This window comes from Paenibacillus montaniterrae, from assembly GCF_018403185.1.
Classification (GTDB): domain Bacteria; phylum Bacillota; class Bacilli; order Paenibacillales; family Paenibacillaceae; genus Pristimantibacillus; species Pristimantibacillus montaniterrae.
The window spans coordinates 221259-241685 of record NZ_BOSE01000003.1 but is presented as its reverse complement, the minus strand read 5'-3'; the positions used below and the strand labels follow the sequence as shown (position 1 = coordinate 241685).

Sequence of the window (20427 nt, the reverse complement as noted above, 5' to 3'; positions counted from 1 at the left end):
TCCATGCTCAGAGAATCGGGCTTAAAAAGCAATGGGATATAACGCGGAAGCAGAAAATATCTATTACTTAAGAAAGTGAGCGAATTTATCCGGCGCGTTTCGTATGTCTTGTGCCAGCTTCTCGTATTCTGCTGATAGTTTAATCGAACGAACTCTTTTGGCGTCTTGATCGCGCGGCTCAATAAATCCTTCTTCTCTCCAATGACTTACTTTTTCTCTTATCGAACGGTCCGATAGCCTAAGCAACTCCCGCATTTCGCTTGTCGTCAGAACATCTTGTTTAAATGTCAGTTGGGCGAACACCATTCGTTGCTGCGGGTCCAGCTTGCGAATCAGGTCTGGTTCAATTTTTGTCATTTGGGCAGATTTTTCTGTTACGATGGCAGCTGCCTCTTCAAATACCTCAGCCAGACCATCAATAAAGAATTCCAGCCACGGCGTTAATACAGCCTCATTTCGACCAAAATAATAATTGTGATGGAGACCTAATTGCAGGCGGCGATAATATTCCGCCAAATTGCGGTCGTAGAAATTTTCTAAAACAAATAAACCTTTCAACCCATACCCGCCTCGGCGTAAAAGATATGTTGTGATCATTCGAGCAGTTCGACCATTTCCATCCATATATGGATGGATTGTAAGAAACTGCCACATAAATATTCCCGCTTTAATCGGAACTGGGACCGAGTAGGTTTCCGGTGAGTTGACCCAAGCAACCAGGTCTTCCATTAATTCAGGGACATCTTTCCATTCTGGTGGAAGATAAAAGCCGGAGGCATTGCGGCTTCCTGCTTGATTTTGCTCTTCACGATACTCACTAATACGCGGCCTTCTTCCGTGTGATACTCTAATAATAGCATGCAGCTTCTTAATAAACTCCTCAGTTACCGGAAGTTGCCTTCTTTCCGCTTCATCCAGAAATTCCAAAGCTTTCATCAAGTTATAAACTTCCTGTTCTTCATTGTCGTTACTGGTTTGATATAATGCTTTGCGCTTCGTTGCTTCATCAAGCGTATTCCCTTCAATCTTCGTTGAAAGAATAACCGTCTTTTCCATCGATTCTTTCTTTAGAAGATCCAGGATTGATGCAGGTAATGGAAGTAAATCCACTACTGCACTGGCGCGTTGTATGTCCATTAGTCTATGGGCAATAGTATCCGTTATTGAATATTTCGGTGTAAACATCGTATCACCTTCCTCAATAACATTATACCATTGCCGCTATTTTGCCGCAAACCATTGTGATTTTCACAAAAAAAGATAACGCCAATATGGCTCACATCCTCTATCAACCGAAGCGAAAGCTGGCGCAGAATATCTATTATTTTACAGATTAGCCCTTGAGCACTGTTCGAAAGCATGCTACATTATGTGATAATCATATGATGCAACTGATAGAAGCTGAAAATATTAGTATGTAAAGAAGGGGTGAATAAGATGAAAAGTAAATTATGCTTGATTACCGGAGCTAATTCGGGAATTGGATTTGCAACCGCAAGCGGTTTGGCTAGGCAAGGGGCGCATGTCATTATCGTTAGCCGCAACGTACAGCGGGGAGAAGAAGCGGTTCATAAAATTAAGGCAGACACTGGAAATTCAACCGTCGAGCTTCTTACTGCTGATCTATCTTCCTTGCAAGATATTCGGCATTTGGCTGAACAATTTAACGAGCGCTACAATAAACTGGACGTGCTTATTAATAATGCGGGAGGACTATTTCCCAAGCAAGAAACAAGCGTTGACGGCTTTGAGATGACCTTTGCTTTAAATTATTTAGCTCCGTTTCTGCTAACCCATTTGCTGCTTGATGCCATGAGAGCCGCAGAAACAGGACGAATTGTAAATGTCGCTTCCAGAGTACAAGCCAAACAGCTTGATTGGCATGAGCTTGGCCAACCGAAAGCTAGCGGATATTCCAGTATGGATGCATATGGGAAAGCGAAAACAGCGCTGCTTATGATGACCTACTATATGGCCGACCAGCTTAATGACAGCAACATTACAGTGAACGCCCTTCATCCCGGAGTAATCTATACGCCGCAAGCTACAAAATTTGCACCGAATTTTTTAAAGCCGCTAGCCAAGCTATTCATGCGTTCGCCAGAGCAAGGAGCTGTTACATCGTTGTACCTGGCTACGTCCCCCGAAGTGGAGCAGGTTACCGGAAAGTATTATTCAGACAAGAAAGCAACACGTACGGTTCCAATCTCTTATCACTCTGAGCTGCAGCAAAAATTGTATGATAAAAGTTTGCACTGGGTCGGATTGAACACTTGAGAAGCTGCCTGTTTCACTCCGCTATAGCAACCGACTGTCAGCCAGCTCGCCAATGTTGCTGGCTTCATGCTTAAGCACCTTCATCTGCTGACGGTATTGCTGCGGCGTAATGCCGAACTTGCGCTTGAATACACGGTGAAAATAATTCGCATTTTTAAACCCGTGCCGCAGCGCTAATTGCTCGATCGTTTCATCGGTCTGTTTGAGCTCCTCGCAAATATGCTGCAGCCGTGTTTGCTCAATATAGCTGCTGAAGGTGCTGCCCGTCAACGACTTGAATATTCGCTGCAAATGTCTTGGGCTCGTATGAATGCGCTCCGCCACATCCTCGAGCGACAAAGGCTCGCGATAGTTATCTTTAATAAACTGCTCCGCCAGCCTGCAGCGAAACCAGTTCATATCCTTGGAGGGTTGCGGCTTTTGCGGCTCCGGGAAGTAGCCGCGCGCAGTGCGCAGCAAAATATTGATAATCGCCTGCCTAATAATCGTCATCAGGCCCGGCTGGCCTTCATACCAGGCGCGATAGGCGGTTAAAAATGGCTCCATGGCCCGGAAGCGGTCCAGAGCAGGTCGCAGCGGAATGCGATTCAGCTGCTTGATGCAGGCCTCCGCCTCGCGCCATTCATTGTCAACGCCCCAGCCAGTAGCCGGGCATTCCTGCTCCAGACGCACAATCTGAATCCGCAGGCACAGCTCATCCATCGCAATTGCTGCATCCGCTTCCTGATAATGCATAACGTGCGGCGCCGTCAAATACATCATGCCCTCGGCCAGCTGAAACGGCTTGTCCTCCAGTATGACTTTTCCTTTGCCGCGTGGAATAAAATGAAATTCATATTCCTCACTATGCTTATGAAACTGATCGATTTTACCCGGAGGAAATGTTGTATGGTGGAAACGAACGACTCTGATTCCATATGGTCCCCAGCGAAAGTCGGCCTGCAGCTGCTCAAGCGCATGGCGCTGCTCCATCATAAGCTCATAGGTATAATGCTGGCTTGATGAAGCATTCATTTCCGGCATACTCATTCCTCCTCGTTTATGTTAGCTCAATCGGCGACCTTGCTTCGTGAGACTGGATCGCTGCTTCCATCAGCGTCGTCAAATCACGAGCAATTGCCACATTGTACGCATTGCTCGTTCCCGCCTGAATATGCGCTACCCACTGCTCAAATGCGCTCGGCAGCGCCGGCGGCAGCTCAAGCTCATGCCATTGCTTGGCGATGTCCGCATCCAGCAGCATGCTTTTATAGATCAGCCTGCCGTCTGCCGCGCTAAAAATCGCGCTGCCATGCTTGCCATGCAGCTCAACGGTAAACGGAGACGCCTGATTGACAAAGCCTGCCTCAACGATGCCAATTGCACCGTTCTCATAGCTCAAGCTAACAACCGCGTTATCCTCGACCTCTTTGTTCGTCATAAAGCCAAAGGCGGCAAATACTCTTTGCGGCATGCCGAGCAGCGCTCTGACAACATACATCGGATGACAGCCCAAATCAATAAGCGCGCCGCCGCCTGCCTGCTGCTTGCTGAAAAAATGCTCCGGCAAATAGCCGTGCGGACTGGCAGCAGTCGGCAACGCGCCGCTATGCGAGAGACGCGCGCGAACAAGCGTCAGCTCGCCCAGCTTGGGCAGCAGCTGCTTCATCCCCTGCATAAACGGCATATTGAGGCGCGGCAAGGACACCGTCAGCACTACATTGGCCGCTTGTACCGCTTCTATTATCATTGTACATTGTTCAGCCGTCAGAGCAATGACCTTTTCTGTAAAAATATGCTTGCCCGCCTTGGCAGCTGCAAGCATAAGCGCAGTATGCTCGCTTGTTGCCGCCGTAACGATAACACCATCTATTGCAGCATCCTGCCATATTTGCTCAAGCTGCTGCACATACGGCACGCCTCTGGCAGCCGCTTCGGCTCGGCCCCGCTCGGCATCCTCATCCCAAATCGCCGCCAGCTCCACAGCAGGATGCTCGCTTGCCTGTAGCGCATAGTCCTTGGCATGGACATGCCAAAAGCTGAGCAGCGCAAGCTTTAACGTCTGATTGCTCATTTGCTCTTCCTCCCACTAATCAAAATAAATGGCTTCACCTGTTTTGGCCGACTCGTAAATCGCTTCTAAAATTTGCGAAACAACGAACGCTTGCTTTGGCGTTACAACAGGCTCCCGATCATGAATAATTGCATCAATCCACATGCGCATTTCAACATCCTGCATCGACTCCTTCTTGCCTTCATAGAAATCCGCGCCCTTCGGATCGAGCTTGAAATGGTTCTCGTACAGCTTGCCGTGCATTTCTCCATTAATGCGCAAGCCGTCTACCATATCTGCACCGCCTTCTGTGCCGCACAGCGTTGTTCTTGCTTCCCTTGTATCCAAGTTATTAAGCGCCCAGCTCGCCTCCAGCATAATGGTCGCGCCGTTTTTCATCTTGATCATGCCAAAGGCAGAGTCCTCGACTTTAAATTTTTCCGGGTCCCAGGAGCCCCAGGCGTTGGCTGCATTCGCTCGCTTGGACAGCTTATGAAATGCCGAGCCCAGCACAACGCTCGGCTCGTAATTATCCATTAGCCATAGCGTCAAGTCGAGCGCATGCGTGCCGATATCGATTAGCGGGCCGCCGCCCTGCTTCTCTTTATCAAGGAATACGCCCCAGGTCGGCACACCGCGCCGCCGCACCGCATGAGCCTTGGCATAATAAATCTCTCCCAGCTGCCCTTCCTTGCACATTTTCTTTAGCAGCATGCTGTCGGAGCGAAAACGATTGTTGTAGCCAATCGTTAATTTCTTGCCTGCTTGCTCAGCTGCCTCTACCATCCGCTTGGCATCCGCAGCTGTAATCGCCATCGGCTTTTCACACATCACATGCTTGCCCGCCTGTAGCGCGGCAATAGAAATTTCGGCATGCGTATCATTAGCCGTGCAGACATGAACAACCTCAATCTCGGCGTTGGACAGCAGCTCTGCATAGCTGTCGTATACTTTGGCGCCCGGAGCGCCGAATTGCTCGCATGCCTTTTGCGCCTGCTCTACAAATACGTCACAAAATGCGACCACCTCTACCGCTTCCAGCTTGCTTAAGCTCGGCAAATGCTTGCCCATCGCAATGCCTCCACAGCCAATGATTCCAATCTTGATGATAGATTTCATACGGTTTCCTCCTAGAAATATGAATGCAATTATTTTCGCCCATTCTATCACGGAACCGTAAGCGAATAGTATGAAGGATTGCGACGAGTTAGAGTGTACAATTGCGACAACAATTAGATGATGCGCATTTTTTGAAAGCGTTTTATTATTGGCGATGGTATAATAAACCTGATCAAATCTCGCGCTATTCGACCAATTGGAGGAGCTAACGGATGTGGATATGGAAATGGTTTTGGAGCACGATTACGACCAGATTCAAATTTAAATTAATCGGCGGACTGTTCCTCATTATTTTGATCTGCTCAAGCGTTGCTGGGCTTTACACCTACTACAGCAATCAAAAGCTGCTGTCCGAGGAGCTGAGCAAGCAGGCGGCCGTCTCCAATCAGGAGGCATTTGCCAAGCTGGAGCTTAAGGTTCAGGAGATGAAGCGCATCTCGCAAATGATCGTATTCAGCCGTGAAATTGAAGATATGATTAAGCGCTACAACGAATATAAAGATACCGACCTCTTTCAGCTTTATTTGGAAAAACAAAAAATTGATGATTTAATTAACCAGCTGCGCTCTGACGCGCCCTACATTACGGGACTGTACATGCTCGATCTAAGCGGTGAAACGATCTATTATCGCTACAATACACCTGCGATCAATGATTTGAATCAATACTCATTCAAGCCGATTCTGCAAAATTTGCAGGAAACCTCCGGCGAATTAATTTGGAAGCGAATGGCTTTGCCCAGTGATATTGAGCCGGATGGCTACCGCGACACGATCGTTGCCTCACGCTGGATGAAAAACAACAAGCTGCAAAAATACGGGATGCTGATGATGACGATTGATGAGTCCTTTTTGTCCAGCGGACTGGATGAGCTAAGCGATCATGGCCTGGACAACGTATATTTGTTCAATCAGGACCAGGAGCTGCTTTATTCCAATGATCCTGCGCTGGTCAAGGATGAGCTGCAGCAGCTTCTAAGCCTAGATTCCTCGCAAATGATTGACAACCAGCTTTACTCCAGAAATCAGTCGCTAAACGCACTGGACGAATCCTTTATTCTTATTAGCTTGAAATCTATGGACGCGATCAATAACAAAAATCAAAGAATTGCGCAAAACATTATCATTGCCGGGCTGCTTATCGCGATTGCCTCAAGCATGCTGCTCGTGCTAATGCTGGAAAGGATGCTGCGTCCGCTTGCCGATTTGATGAAGGGGCTGCAGCGGCTTCGTTCCGGAAGATTCAATACCCGCATTACGGTGCGCTCGAAGGATGAGCTGGCGTATATCGGCGAAAGCTTCAATGCGATGACCGAGCAGGTTGAGAGCTTGATCAAGGAGGTCTATCTTACCCAGCTCAACGAGCGCGAGGCCGAATTAAAAGCGCTGCAGGCACAGCTGAATCCGCATTTTCTCCATAACTTTTTTAATGAAATCTATTGGAAGCTTTATATGCAAGACCAGAAGCAAACGGCTCATCTAATCGGAGCCGTGTCTGAAATGCTCAAGCATTCCTTAATGCCGATCAGACGCGCTACTACTGTGAAGGAAGAAATCCGGCAAATTCAAAACTATATTACGATTCAAAAAGAGCTTTTTGAAAGCGATTTCGAATTCAGCATTGAGGCTGAGGAGCATGTTCTGCCCTATAAAATGATGCGCTCCATGCTGCAGCCGCTCGTTGAAAATGTGTTCGTGCACGCCTTCCGCAATATGGTCTCGCAAAAAATATTGAAAATCTCCATTATGGAGCAAAATGATATGCTGCAGGTCCATATTATCGACAACGGCTGCGGCATGGAGCAGCATGTTATCGACAGGCTGCTCGATAATCAGGACCTCCATTCCGGGCATGCCATTCGCGAAAGCATCGGCGTGCGAAATGTAGCGCGGCGAATTGAGCTGCTTTATGGAAAGCCTTATCACCTCGAGATTGCAAGCCAGCCGGGACAAGGAACGACAATCAGCTTGTACTTGCCGATCCTCGAGGATGCTTCAGACGATCAAATTTCCAGTCAGAGAAAGGGTGCGTAGCGATGAATAGCGGCAATGTTATGGTTATTGAGGATCAATATCATTTTAGAAAAGGGCTTGTCAAAATGATTGAGGACAGTAATTTTAACTGGAGCGTCGTCAGTGAAGCCAGCAATGGCCTCGATGCACTAAAAATATTGGAGTCGCATCAGCCGGATCTCATTCTCACCGATATACGCATGCCGGCGATGGATGGCATTGAATTTGTCAGCAAGCTACGGGAAAAGTATCCTGACACGCTCGTTATCATCTTAAGCGGCTATCGCGATTTCGAATATGCACAGGCGGCGATTAAGCTTGGCGTAATTGATTATTTGGTTAAGCCGTGCACCGAGGAGGATATTAAGCAGATGCTGCATAAGGCAAGCCATCATCTCAGCAGCAATGGTAAGCAAGCTGCCAAGCCTGTTCCTGACAGGGAAGCTGCCGAGCAGCTGGACAGCCTGCCGACCGAGGAAAAGCAGCAAAAGCTGATTGCCAAGGCGCTCGCCTATATCCAATTGCATTATGCCGATGATTGCAGAATGACCGAGGTTGCTTCGCATGTCAAATTAAATCCGAGCTATTTTAGCGTGCTGTTCAAAAGGATGACTGGCGAGAGCTTTACCACTTATCTTACCCGCATCCGCATGGAAAAGGCCGTTCATCTATTATCCTCCACCGATATGAAAATATTTGAAGTGGCCGCTGCTACCGGCTTTGAAGGCTCCAACTACTTTATTAATGTATTCAAGCAGTTTTATGCCATGTCTCCTAAGGAATACCGCAATCGCTTTAGAGAAAACTAGCTTTTGAGAAGGCGAGGAGCGCTTCATGATTCGAATCTGTTGTTTTTTTCTATCTACAGCACTAGCCTGCATGCTTATTTTGAGCGGCTGCAGCACCACAAACACTTCGACACAGGAGGAGCAAGCGCCAACAGCAAAGCAGGGAAAGGTATCGCTCGTCGTTCAGGATCGCGGGCAGGTGGCCTCCTCTGAGGGCTCTTACGAGCAGAATCGCTGGACAAGGTGGATTTTGCAGCATGGTCCGGTGGATGTACAATTTGTTCCGGTATTGCGCAGCGAATCTAAAAAAATATTAAATGTTATGTTCGCCTCCGGCTCCGCTCCTGATCTCATCAACGAAACCAATGCCGCCTTTCGCAATTATTTGTACGAGCAAAACCAGCTGCAGCCATTCGATGAGCTGCTGGACTACATGCCGCATTATAAGGCGCTGCTTGAGCAATATCCGCAGCTGCGCAAGGCGGGCACTAAGTCGGACGGCAAATTATACGAAATCGGACGCATTAATGAAGCCAACCCGCTTCATGCTATGTTTATTCGCCAGGACTGGCTTGACGCATTAGGGCTGGAGATGCCAACGACGACTGAGGAGCTGCTCGAGGTGGCGCTGGCCTTCGCTGCTCAAGATCCTGACCAAAACGGACTGGACGATACGTACGGCATGAATATTAGCTACAACTCGGAGGGTGCGATTAATGAAATGTTTGGCGTACAGCAAAACCATAGCTGGGGCTGGCAGGATGGGCAAATCGTGCGCCAGTGGGAAAAGGAGCTGCATGCGCTTGAATTTAAAAAGCGGCTCTACGACTTAAACATTATTGATAAGGAATTTATGAATGATAAGGACGGCTCGAAGGCCAAGCAGGATTTTCTAAATGGAAAGATCGGCATCTACGTCAATCATAGCTTGAATTGGGTCAAGTTTACGATCAATGATTTGCAAAAGCTGAAGGCCAATGATCCACATGCGGTATTGCAGCCGCTGGAATATCCGCTCTCTCCTACCGGCCGCTATACAGGGGCGATTGACAATCCTGTTCAAATGACGACTGTGCTGAACGCCAGCGCCGCTGATCCAGTTGCCGCCGCGAAATATATCGACTTTATATTGGAGCCGTCTACGACGCAAATGCTGCTGAAAGGCGAGGAGCACGAGCACTGGGTGCAGGGCGAGCATGGCTGCCCTGTCTATACCGACATTAACAAATGGCAAATTGAGGTCGGCTATGCAAGCACAGGGGCGTACAGCCTGTTCTTGAGCAAAGGCACGAACCCGTGCAATTTTGTCATCAATCAATTTAATGCCGAGGACCCTGTGCAGCAGGAGGCGCTTCAGCTCTATCAAAAAACACGAGAGCTGTATATGGACAGCAGCAAGCAATACCCTGGCATTACGCTAGGCGATTATGTGCCTAGTCTGCCTGCAGAGCTCGATGTGCTGCACACGCAGCTGCAGACCGACATTCAGCATCTCTATATTAAAGCGATTATAGGCGGAGAAGCGTATCCTGCTGCTCAAGCGATCGAGGATGCCAAGACGCTTTGGAGCGCTAAAGGAGGTGAGCAAATTGTAGCCTATATGAATGAATGGTATGAAAGCAACAAAGGAACCGCATTTCTTGCCGAGGATTTATGGACGATTGTAGATCAGCAGCAGCAATTGCTGCAAAGCGCTATGCACGTGCAGCCAGAGTAAACATAAGATCAGCACACTCATAATGGAGAGGAATGATTGATATGTACAAGTCTATGTACAAGGCATTGCTAATCGGTCTGGCTCTTTTAATGGTTGCAAGCTATGTTCCGCAAGGTGAAAAAGGAAAGGCTTATGCCAACTCAGCTACCGGCTCGTTCAATATTTTATCCTACAATGTCGGAGGCTTGCCTTGGGGCCTTTCCAGTTCTGACCCTGCCTCAAACACCCCGCTTATAAGCCCTAAGCTGAATGCATACGATATCGTCAATGTGCAGGAGGACTTCAATTATCATGCAGCGCTCTATGCCAATGCCAACCACGCCTACAAAACTGCTACTAGCGGCGGCGCGGGCATCGGCAGCGGCTTGAATACGCTGTCGATTTTCCCGATGACGAATCTGAAGCGGATAACCTGGAATGATCGCTACGGCTTAATTGACAACGGCAGCGACCAGCTAACGCCTAAAGGCTTTACTGCTACGCGGCATCGGCTGGCTGAGGGTGTATTTATTGATGTCTACAATTTGCATGCGGATGCCGGAACCGACAGCGGCTCGATGGCCGCCAGAGCCTCGAATATCCGACAGCTGTATAACTATATTGTGCAGCACTCCGAGGGCAATGCAGTCATTGTTTTCGGCGACACCAATACACGCTATACGCGGGAAAAGCCTCTGCTTGACGAGATGCTGAGCGCGACCGGGTTGACCGATGCCTGGGTTGAGCTTGTCCGCGGCGGCGTTGCCCCTCAGTTAGGCGATGCCTTAATCGATCAGAACAATCTAAACAGCCCCAATCACGAGGTAGTCGATAAAATTTTTTATCGCGGCAGCGCGTTTGTCGATTTGCAGGCTACGCAATACCGCCTGGAGGATACTTACTTTACAGACAGCAATGGCGCACAATTATCCGATCACTATGCGATTAGCGCCGTTTTCAGCTATACGCTGTCTGATCAGCTTTCACTAAGCGATCCCTTTGGCGGTAGCGGAGGAGATGCATTCAACCAATTGAACCATGTGCTTGAGCGGAAAATTTCTTCCTTAACGCTGCAAAGCGGAGCGCGGGTTGATGGCTTCTCTTTAGGCTTTGCCGATGGCTCTACGCTTTCTGTTGGCGGTACAGCAAACGCTTCTGTGCTGCAATTGGATGCGGATGAATATATTGCTTCCGTTACGCTGAACCGTGCTGTACGCAACGGCGACCATAGAATTTTCTATATGCAGGTGACGACGAGCAAAAACAAACAAATTTCAGGCGGCACCGCAACAGCCGATACCGTGACGTATACGGCGCCAGCAGGCTGGTATATTGCCGGCTTCCACGGTCGTGCCGGAGCTGAGCTGGATTCGCTCGGCGTTATTTATAAAAGGCTATAATTTCCTATGCGCTCGTTAAATTTGAGTAAATATTTTCCCAAAAAAACTATAATATTTTTGGCTGAATAGCTATTTTTTTATTGCCTTTTTTGCTCGAGGGCTGGAAAAACCGTTGATTTTATGCGGTTTTTCTAGCCCTCTTTGTTTTGTTCGATGATTACAGCAACTAATAATCTTACAATTGACCGTGTTTTTATGCTGCTTTAAGATAAATTAAAGAAAGCGCTTACCTTATATTCTATGAAAAGTTTTAGTGCTTGCTTCCGACGTACTTTTCATGTGCATGGAGGCATAAGCAAAGAAGAATTATGAAAAGTTTTAGGAGGGGACATCATGTCAGAAACTGAAGCTGCCGTTGCGCCATTACGATTAGAAAAGAAAAAGCCGCTATGGCTGCGAATGTGGAAGGAACGCTGGCTCTATCTGTTTATGCTGCCTGGTCTGGCCTACTTTATTATTTACAAGTATGTTCCGATGTGGGGCGTGCTGATGGCATTCCAAAAGTATCAGCCGCACCTCGGCATATTCGGAAGCGAATGGGTCGGCTTCAGACATTTTGAGCGTTTTTTCTCGGAGCCGGAGTTTTGGACGCTGCTGCGCAACACGCTTTACATCGCGCTGCTGGATACCGGGATCTTCTTCCCGCTCACCATTGTGCTGGCGCTAATGCTTAACGAAATTCGTTCAGAGCTGTTCAAGCGCTCGCTGCAGACGCTCGTATATGTTCCCCACTTCCTGTCCTGGGTTGTCGTTGTCGGTATTTCCTATATTTTGCTTACGACTGAAGGCGGAATCATCAATGAGCTGCTCGCATTGCTAGGCTTTGAGAAGGTGCAATTTCTTATGAGCGAGTTTTGGTTCCGACCACTCATTATATTGCAAATGATCTGGAAGGACGCTGGCTGGGGCACGATCATTTTTTTAGCAGCGCTGGCTGGCATTAACCCAAGCCTCTATGAGGCCGCTCGCATCGACGGCGCCAGCCGCTGGCGACTGCTATGGCATATTACGTTGCCAGGAATACGCAGCGTGATCGTTATTCTATTAATTTTGCGACTGGGCAGCTTTATTGATCTTGGCTTTGAGCAAATCTTCCTCATGGTCAACGCATTGAATCGCGGGGTAGGCGAGGTTTTTGACACATACGTCTACTATGTCGGCATGCAGCAGGGCCAATTCAGCTATAGTGCTGCGGTCGGGTTATTCAAATCAGTGGTCGGCTTGATTCTTGTGCTGGGCGCCAACTGGTTAGCTAAAAAATTAGGCGAGGAGGGCATTTACTAGGATGAAAACTAGCCTTGGAAGCAAACTGTTTGATGGCTTTAATGTTACATTTCTAACTTTATTTTCACTGTTCTCGTTTCTTCCATTTTTATATGTCGTCATAAACTCCTTCTCAACAAGCGCTAGCGTTATCCCGACTTCGTTTTCTACGGAAGCCTATCGCTATATCTTTTCGGCAAGCACATTTACGCAAAGCTTGAAGGTTTCGATATTTTTAACGCTGGTCGGCACGTTGTTTCAGCTTATTATGACTTCATTGATGGCTTATTCGCTATCGCACAAGCATTTGCCCGGCAGAAACCTGGTCATTTTAATGGTGCTGTTCACGATGCTGTTCAGCGGCGGCATGATTCCAACGTATTTCGTGGTGAAGGCGACCGGCCTGCTCAACTCCTTGGCTGCATTAATTATTCCGTCTGCGATTAGCGCCTTCAACTTAATTATTTTGAAAAACTTTTTTCAGGCGATTCCCGAGGAGCTTAAGGAGTCTGCGAGAATCGACGGCAGTCATGAGCTTGGCCTGCTGTTCAAAATTGTGCTGCCTCTCTCCCTCCCTGCTATGGCAACCTTTGCTTTGTTTTACGCGGTAGGGATTTGGAATCAATATTTTAACGCGATTCTCTATTTAACCGATGCGGCAAAATATCCTGTGCAGGTCATTTTGCGCCAGGTGATCATTTTGACAACCGGCTCGATTGGCGATACGAGTGAAATTGAAGCGGTAACCTATTACGGCAACTCTATTAAAATGGCCGTTATTGTCATCGCCACCGTGCCGATTATGATTGTCTACCCGTTTTTGCAGAAGCATTTTGCCAAAGGCGTGCTTTTAGGATCGGTTAAAGGATGAGCTTAACAGCGCCAAGCTGGCTCATTTTTTAATATATTAAATACAAGAAATGAGGGGTTATGTTGAAGAATGTTAACGTACGTTCCAAAAAAGGCCTGGCACTTTTGTTGGCCGCAGCTATGCTCATTGTCGGCGCTTGCTCCAATGGTGCTGGTACAAAGCCAGCCAATAACGGACCGACAGCTTCACCCGTTTCTTCCAATGCGAATCAAGGAGCAAACTCAACAGAAGGCGAGGAAGAGCCTTTTCCGATCAGCTTGATTTACAACTTTGACGGCGTTGAATTTCCTGCGCCAAACAATGAAATTCAAACCTATATTGAAAGCGTCACCAATACGAAGCTAACGATTAGCGCCCTGCCAGGCAGCGCCTTTGAGGAAAAGCTGCCCGTTATGATCGCATCTGATGATATGCCGGATGCCTTTCCGATTCCAAGAAGACATCAAAAGCTGCCATACGTTATTAACGCGATTCAAAGCGGCGTATTTTGGGAAATCGGCCCTTATCTCGACCAGTTCCCGAATTTGAGCAAAATCAATCCGGTTATTTATGAGAACATTAGCTATGAGGGCAAAATATACGGCCTGCCAAGAGAACGAGCGCTTGCCCGCCGTGCGATTCAATACCGTGCGGATTGGTTGGCGAATCTGAATATGGAAGAGCCAAAAACGATTGACGAGTTCTACAATATGCTGGTTGCCTTCAAAAACAATGACCCTGACGGCAATAACAAGCATGACACCTATGGTCTAAGCGCCAAGGAAGTTGGGGTATGGTTTGCTCCATATTTCGGCGCCCCTAACCAGTGGAAGGTCGAGGATGGAAAATTTATTAGAGATGTGCAGACCGAAGAGTTTCTAAATGCGCTTAAATTTGAGAAGAAGCTATATGATGAAGGACTTATGAATCGCGACTTCGCTGTGGTCGACCGTGCGCAATGGAGCGGTGCGGTTGAGACTGGCCAGGCTGGTGTGCGGATAGACGTTACAGGCTCAACAATTGTACTGGATACCGCGGCTAAAGAAAATTTGGGCGAGGAAGCTTCCTTCAGCATGCTCAGCATTTTGGAGGGCGAGCATGGCAAGCGCATCAATATGGAGGGCGGTCATAACGGCTTCTTCCTGTTCCCTAAGTCAAGCATTAAAACGGAAGAGCATTTGCTAAGAGTGCTGAAGTTTTTTGATGATTTGGCTGGTGAAGAAATCTCCAACCTGTTCCAATGGGGAGTTGAAGGCGTCAATTATGAGGTCGTAGACGGAAAAGCAGTGGTGCTGGAGGTTAACAGCGATGCTCCGGCAATTGAAATTGGCGCTGCATATGCCGCTCCACTTGCGACGCTTATGGCTGCTACCAATGCGATTCCAGGAGAACAAACGGAGCTGCAAATGCTGGAGGTCAAGCTTAATGAAGAGAATGTGCAATATGGCGTTGCTGATCCAACGATGCCGTTAATTTCGGAAACATACCTTGAGCAAGGAGCGCAGCTTGAAACGATTCTAACTGACGCGCACATTAAATTTGTAATGGGCTCGATTACAGAGGAGCAATGGAAGGCCGAGGTTAATACTTGGCTCGAGCGCGGCGGTGCGAAAATTATTGCAGAATATGAGGAAGCCTACGCCAAAGTAAATCAGTAATGGCGCTCTGGTGCTTCTGTTCATAGAAGCGTAAAGGAAGTGAAAGTCGTGTTGTTTGCCGATCAGCTCATCGTGGCCTGGCTAGGAGAGTATGAGTGGCTGATGAGAATACTTGTCAGCTGCATACTTGGCTTCTGCATCGGTCTAAATCGCACACATAAGCATAAGCCTGCGGGCGTCAAGACGTATATGTTTGTCGCTGCTGCTTCTACTTTAATTACAATCGTTTCGATCCAAAGCGTGACGCTGTATGCAGGCTTGCGCGAGCATACGATGATGGATCCGATGCGGCTTGCCGCGCAAATCGTCACTGGCCTCGGCTTTATCGGAGCTGGCGTCATTCTGAAGGATGGCGTGAAAATAAGCGGCTTGACCTCTGCTGCCATGATCTTCTTTGCCGGTGGCATCGGGATCGGCATTGGCGCCGGCTTCTATACCCTCGTTATTTTTGCATTAATTGTGGCTCATATCTTTCTAAAGCTGGGCGAATGGGTTGAGAAGCGAGAGCAGCAGCAGGAATGCTTGCAGGCGGCAGCCAACGCTGCTGCTGCAAGCAGCGATAAGAATGGACAGAGCAAGCCTTTGACGCGATAATGAAAGATAGATAGAGTGCTGGCTTTGCAAGTATAACTAGAGAGATAGGGTGAGTGATGATGACTAAGCAGCTAATTATTTTTTTGGATAGTGGAGATACGATTATAGATGAAAGCACCGAGATCCGCGATGAGCATGAAGTGGTACTTTCAGCCGATGTCATACCTGGCGCCGATACGATGGTTAAGGAATTGCATAAGCGCGGCTTTACGCTGGCGATTGTTGCGGATGGCCTCGCACAATCCTTTAAAAATATTTTGACGCAAAACGGCATATACGATTGCTTCACCACGCTGACCTACTCGGAAATGGTGCGAGTATATAAGCCTAGCCCGCGCATGTTTAAAGCAGCGATTGGCTCGCTCGATTTAACGGATGATGATCGCAGCCGCATCATTATGGTCGGCAACAATTTGAGTCGGGACGTTAAAGGCGCTAATCAGCTTGGCATTACGAGTGTTCATTTAAGCTGGACGCCGCGCTATCCGAAAACGCCAACTGATGATCTTGAGGTTCCTGATTATACAATTGCAACGCCAATGGAGCTTGTAGAGCTGGCCGAGCAATTAAATGAGCGGCTCGAGCAAGGGCTGTCGATTAAACCAGTCAAGGCTTGATTGGAGCCGAAGCGCTGAATGATCAAGCGAGACAAAAAAGGTGCTCAGAAAGTCAGCTTTCCTCGACTTTCTGAGCACCTGTTATTTTGCACGACGCTTGCGCAGCAGCAGGTACAGGAAAAACGGCGTGCCAACTGCGGCTGTAAATACACCTGCCGGAACATCCAGTGGCTGAAACAGCATTCTTCCCGCCAAATCTGCCAGCAGCAATATAATGGCCCCGACCGCTGCGGCAGCAGGCAGCAGCAGACGATAGGAGTTGCCTACTAGGCTTCGGGCAATATGCGGAGCGAGCAGGCCAATAAAGGACAGCCCGCCTGCAATCCCGACCGCAGCACCTGCCAGCACAACACTAATGAGCAGGCTTAGCAATCTGCTAAGCTGCAGGCGGCTGCCAAGGCCTGCCGCCGTTTCATCGCCAAGCGACTGGATATTCAGCTCTCTTGCAGCTAAATAAGACAGCAGCAGAAACAGTACGATCCATGGCCAAAAGGCGTCTATATATGACCAGTTTGTGCCGTACAAGCTGCCAGTTGTCCAGTTCAGCACCTGTGCCGCCAAGTAAGCAGGGCCGCTTATAAGCAGCAATGTCGTCAATGCTCCAGCAGCGGTTGAAATGCCAATGCCGATCATCACCAGCCGATAGGGCGACACGCCTTCACGCCAGGCAAAAGCATAGTTGATTGCAGCCGTAACCATTGCGCCAGCAATCGCGACGAACGGAACCCAGTGGATGCTCATGCCGGCGGCAAAGGTCATAAACGCTACAACGCTGACAGAAGCTCCTCCTGTTACGCCTATAACGTCAGGCGATGCCAGCGGATTGCGAATAATGCCCTGCAGCAGCGCTCCCGCAACAGCCAGTGCGGCGCCAACAAGCAGCGCCGCCAGCATGCGCGGCAGTCTAAACTGAATAATAATCATCTCCGCATCGCTATAGCCGCTGGCGAACAGGGAAAGCAGCACCTGCTTGAACGGGATATGCATCGAGCCTAAGGACAACGAAATAAGCGCCGTAAGCAGCATAACCGGAAATAGCAGAACTAAAATAATGATGCGCCGCCGCTTCATGCTAACCATGCCTTCTCCCCCTCGCTACCTTGATCAAAAAAGGCACGCCAAGCAATACAGTTGCAATGCCGACCGGCACTTCCTTGCCTGGTATGACGAAGCGTGAAGCAGTGTCGGCTGCAACGAGCAGCATCGCTCCGCCTACTGCGCAGTATGGCAGCAGCAGGCGGTGATCATTGCCTGTCCATGCCCGGCAAAGATGAGGAACAATCAAGCCGATAAAGGCGATTGGCCCCGCGGCCGACACCGCACTGCCAGCAAGCAGGATAACGACAGCTACAGCAAGCAGCTGAGCATATTTCGTGCGCAGGCCCAAGCCTTGTGCGCTTTCTTCTCCAAGCGCCATAATATTCAAGGCGTTAGGCAAGAACAAGCAGCATACGGCACCAACTCCGATATAGGGCAGCACGAGCAGCAGATGGTCAATGCTGCGGCCCGAAACAGAGCCAATCATCCAAAAAAGCGCATCCTCAAGCGATTGCTTGTTAATCAAGATCAGCCCCGATGTCATCGAGGTGGCAAAGGCAGCAAGTGCTGCTCCAGCCAGCGCTAGACGCGAAGGCTCCACTCGCCCCGCTTCGCTGCCCAGCATATAGACAATGACAGCCGCTGCTCCCGCTCCGGCCAGCGCAAACCAAATCAAATCGCTCAGCCCCAGGGAAGAGCCCCAAAAAGCAAGTGCAGCGACGACGAACAATGAAGCGCCTGAATTGATTCCAAAAATAGAAGGCGATGCGAGAATATTCCGCGTCAGCGCCTGCATAATCGCACCAGCAACAGCGAGGCTGCCGCCAACGACGGCGGCAATTAGCGCTCTCGGCACACGCGTCGTCGTAATAATCAATTGCTCATTGGAACCGTCAAATGCGGTATAGGCCCGCCACACATCGTTGACCCCGAAGGTGTGCAGCCCAAATAGAACACTGGCAAGCATGCTCGCCAGCAGTCCTACGGTTAGCAAAATGAGCCAGACTAGCAATCTCCCTTTGCTTTTCGCCTTATAATCCATCATCCATTCTCCTGCTACTTTTCAAAATAAGCAATAATTTCATCCAGCAGCAGATTTGCTGCCTTGTAGCCTCCAGCCGTGTTCCAAATTCCTTCATCGACTTGAATCACTTTATTGTTTTTGACCACGTTCAAATTTTTGAACAGCGGGTCATTCATCCATTCCTCCACAACCTTGGCGGCATCTGTTTTGCCAGGCTCCTCGGATACGAAGTAGAACATAACGTCTCCATCCATACTCGGGATCGTTTCCTTGGACATTACCTCGATAAATGCGTCCTTATCCTGCGCTGCTGGTCTGGCAAAACCAAGCTGCTCCAGCAAAACGCCAGAAAAGGTTTGCTTCTGATAAATGCGAACCTGGGAAGCCGTGAAGCGAACAATCGACACCTCGGTGTCCAGCTTGTCTGCCAGTTTAACGCTTGCTTCCGCTACCCGCTTATCAAATTCAGCCATTAGCTGCTCGCCTTCTTCCTGCTTGCCTAGCGCCTCCATGTACAGATCAAAGTTGATTTTCCAATCGCCCGCTAAATCCTCGGAGAATACGGTAGGCGCAATTTCCTTCAGCTGCTCATAAATCTTTTCCTGTCTCACCTTGTTGCCGATAATGAGATCCGGCTTCAGGCTTGCGATCAGCTCGATATTAGGCTGCAGCTCATCACCTACCACCTCTACTCCTTCCATGCTTTCGGCAATATGCTCATACCAAGGATCGCCAACCCAAGATTGCACCGCTCCGACCGGCTTAACGCCAACCGCCAGTAGCGCCTCTGTTCCTTCATTCGTAAGGATTACAACACGCTCCGGCGTGCCAACTATTGTTTCCTCGCCCATCGCATGCTTAACGACACGAGTATCCGCGCTGTTTCCTTCTGCTGCATTGCTATCTCCTGCCGCAGCGCTAGGTGTTGTTGCAGCATTGCTGTTCGTTGCAGCATTTCCCCCATTATTCGCTTTGGAATTAGTCGTACCTCCACCGCATGCGCTTAGCAGCATAACAAGGCAAATTGCCATAATCGCCAGCGATCGTCTTGACTTGCTGTACATTGATAACTCTCCCTTTTTTGTGTATTGAGAATGATTCTTAATCTCTTTAATAACATATCGCTGTACTGTTTTTTCAGCAATAGACGATATGGACAGCAGGGATGGATTATATGGCATTTGCCTATCATTTTCACGCAGCATACGATATTTTACCGGAGACAGACCAGTATTTTTCTTGAATAGCCTACTGAAATAATAATAATCGTCATAGCCCACGCTATGTGAAATATCCTTGATGGAAAGACTTGATTCTATTAACAGCTTCTTCGCTTGCTCAAGCCTTACGCTAATTAGATAATCAATTGGAGTAGTCTGGAAGGCAGCCTTAAATTTTCTAAGCAGCATACGAGCGCTGCACTGCAGCTGCTCTGCTAAATGCTCCAGTGTAATAGACTCCATATAATGCTGCTCGATATAGCGAACAGCCTGATAAATTGGGTCAGGTGCTGCTATTTCTACCTTTTGCTCCTCCAGCTGCCAAAGCACTTCATGAATAATATGATAGAACAAGGAGCGTGTCAGCAGGCGACTGCGTGTATGAGGAGAGCTCCAGGCCGCCTCCATTTCCAGCAGCTTCCGCTGCATGAGCGCCGGATGAGCGCATACGAAGCTGAACTGCTCCTGAAACGGATTCTCCTGCTCCAGCAGCCGATGCAGCTCGCGAGTGGCGAGCATTGGCAACGCTGCTCGATATAAAATGAGAAAATAATGAAATGATTCCTCCGCATGAATGCTTATGCTAATTCCTTTGCCGCCGTGCAGCAGCATATTGGCTTTGGCCTTCATATGCAGCTCATCCCATTGTATGGCTGCCTGCCCATTCACTACATACAGCAATGCGCTAGAGGGCAGACGATAATGATTTAGCTGCTGCCTGCTGCTCAATACGATGTGGCGGACATCTATAATTTGCACATGTGAATGGTTCCAAAGTCTGATTCGAGTGTCTGCATCCATCTCTTGCCCTCCCAGCCGAAATTTCCAATCCAACTATA

The 20427-nt window shown here is 48.7% G+C and carries 17 protein-coding genes; 10 read left to right on the top strand and 7 right to left on the bottom strand.

Annotated features, from left to right (window positions below):
- Nucleotides 1-63 precede the first annotated feature (63 nt).
- A complete protein-coding gene (locus KJS52_RS10150; RefSeq protein WP_213514648.1) occupies nt 64-1185 on the bottom strand; it encodes a Fic family protein in 1122 nt (373 codons plus the stop codon).
- 252 nt (nt 1186-1437) lie between these two features.
- On the opposite strand from KJS52_RS10150, the gene KJS52_RS10145 reads away from it, so the two are divergent.
- Nucleotides 1438-2277 carry an SDR family oxidoreductase gene (locus tag KJS52_RS10145; protein ID WP_213514647.1) on the top strand — a complete coding sequence of 280 codons (840 nt, stop codon included), beginning with the start codon at nt 1438-1440 and terminating at the stop codon, nt 2275-2277.
- Nucleotides 2278-2298: 21 nt separating this feature from the next.
- On the opposite strand, the gene KJS52_RS10140 is transcribed toward KJS52_RS10145, so the two are convergent.
- Genes KJS52_RS10140 through KJS52_RS10130 form a run of 3 tightly spaced genes read right to left on the bottom strand, consistent with a single transcriptional unit; the run spans nt 2299 to nt 5428 of the window.
- The gene (locus tag KJS52_RS10140; RefSeq protein ID WP_246563401.1) at nt 2299-3300 is read right to left on the bottom strand and encodes a helix-turn-helix domain-containing protein; all 1002 of its coding nucleotides are present in this window, start codon (nt 3298-3300) and stop codon (nt 2299-2301) included.
- Between the two features lie 16 nt (nt 3301-3316).
- The gene (locus tag KJS52_RS10135) at nt 3317-4330 is read right to left on the bottom strand and encodes a Gfo/Idh/MocA family protein (RefSeq protein ID WP_213514646.1); all 1014 of its coding nucleotides are present in this window, start codon (nt 4328-4330) and stop codon (nt 3317-3319) included.
- A gap of 15 nt (nt 4331-4345) precedes the next feature.
- Nucleotides 4346-5428 (bottom strand): Gfo/Idh/MocA family protein, encoded by a 1083-nt coding sequence (locus KJS52_RS10130; RefSeq protein WP_213514645.1) that lies wholly within the window; start codon nt 5426-5428, stop codon nt 4346-4348.
- A gap of 212 nt (nt 5429-5640) precedes the next feature.
- Between KJS52_RS10130 and KJS52_RS10125 the strand changes: the two genes are divergently transcribed.
- The 9 genes from KJS52_RS10125 (at nt 5641) to KJS52_RS10085 (ending at nt 16306) form a co-directional block, all read left to right on the top strand.
- A complete protein-coding gene (locus KJS52_RS10125; protein WP_213514644.1) occupies nt 5641-7461 on the top strand; it encodes a sensor histidine kinase in 1821 nt (606 codons plus the stop codon).
- Between the two features lie 2 nt (nt 7462-7463).
- Complete coding sequence (locus KJS52_RS10120) at nt 7464-8249, top strand: response regulator transcription factor (protein WP_213514643.1); 786 nt, start codon at nt 7464-7466, stop codon at nt 8247-8249.
- Between the two features lie 25 nt (nt 8250-8274).
- Nucleotides 8275-9945 carry an extracellular solute-binding protein gene (locus tag KJS52_RS10115; protein WP_213514642.1) on the top strand — a complete coding sequence of 557 codons (1671 nt, stop codon included), beginning with the start codon at nt 8275-8277 and terminating at the stop codon, nt 9943-9945.
- 41 nt (nt 9946-9986) lie between these two features.
- Nucleotides 9987-11324 (top strand): jacalin-like lectin, encoded by a 1338-nt coding sequence (locus KJS52_RS10110; protein WP_246563399.1) that lies wholly within the window; start codon nt 9987-9989, stop codon nt 11322-11324.
- A gap of 333 nt (nt 11325-11657) precedes the next feature.
- Nucleotides 11658-12608: an ABC transporter permease gene (locus KJS52_RS10105; protein WP_213514641.1), complete on the top strand. Its 951-nt coding sequence runs from the start codon at nt 11658-11660 to the stop codon at nt 12606-12608.
- Between the two features lies 1 nt (nt 12609).
- Nucleotides 12610-13458, top strand: coding sequence for a carbohydrate ABC transporter permease (locus KJS52_RS10100; RefSeq protein WP_213514640.1), 849 nt, complete (start codon nt 12610-12612; stop codon nt 13456-13458).
- 62 nt (nt 13459-13520) lie between these two features.
- Nucleotides 13521-15095 carry an extracellular solute-binding protein gene (locus KJS52_RS10095; protein WP_213514639.1) on the top strand — a complete coding sequence of 525 codons (1575 nt, stop codon included), beginning with the start codon at nt 13521-13523 and terminating at the stop codon, nt 15093-15095.
- Nucleotides 15096-15197: 102 nt separating this feature from the next.
- The gene (locus tag KJS52_RS10090; RefSeq protein ID WP_213515153.1) at nt 15198-15689 is read left to right on the top strand and encodes an MgtC/SapB family protein; all 492 of its coding nucleotides are present in this window, start codon (nt 15198-15200) and stop codon (nt 15687-15689) included.
- Nucleotides 15690-15748: 59 nt separating this feature from the next.
- The gene (locus KJS52_RS10085) at nt 15749-16306 is read left to right on the top strand and encodes an HAD family hydrolase (protein ID WP_246563396.1); all 558 of its coding nucleotides are present in this window, start codon (nt 15749-15751) and stop codon (nt 16304-16306) included.
- 81 nt (nt 16307-16387) lie between these two features.
- On the opposite strand, the gene KJS52_RS10080 is transcribed toward KJS52_RS10085, so the two are convergent.
- The 3 genes from KJS52_RS10080 to KJS52_RS27835 are packed head-to-tail and all read right to left on the bottom strand — an operon-like array spanning nt 16388 to nt 20389.
- Nucleotides 16388-17386 (bottom strand): FecCD family ABC transporter permease, encoded by a 999-nt coding sequence (locus KJS52_RS10080; protein WP_246563395.1) that lies wholly within the window; start codon nt 17384-17386, stop codon nt 16388-16390.
- Nucleotides 17379-18386 carry a FecCD family ABC transporter permease gene (locus KJS52_RS10075; protein WP_213514638.1) on the bottom strand — a complete coding sequence of 336 codons (1008 nt, stop codon included), beginning with the start codon at nt 18384-18386 and terminating at the stop codon, nt 17379-17381. Before KJS52_RS10075 ends, KJS52_RS10080 begins: the two co-directional genes overlap by 8 nt.
- A 14-nt stretch (nt 18387-18400) precedes the next feature.
- Nucleotides 18401-20389, bottom strand: a complete 1989-nt coding sequence (locus tag KJS52_RS27835) for an AraC family transcriptional regulator (RefSeq protein ID WP_213514637.1) — start codon at nt 20387-20389, stop codon at nt 18401-18403.
- Between the last annotated feature and the right edge of the window lie 38 nt (nt 20390-20427).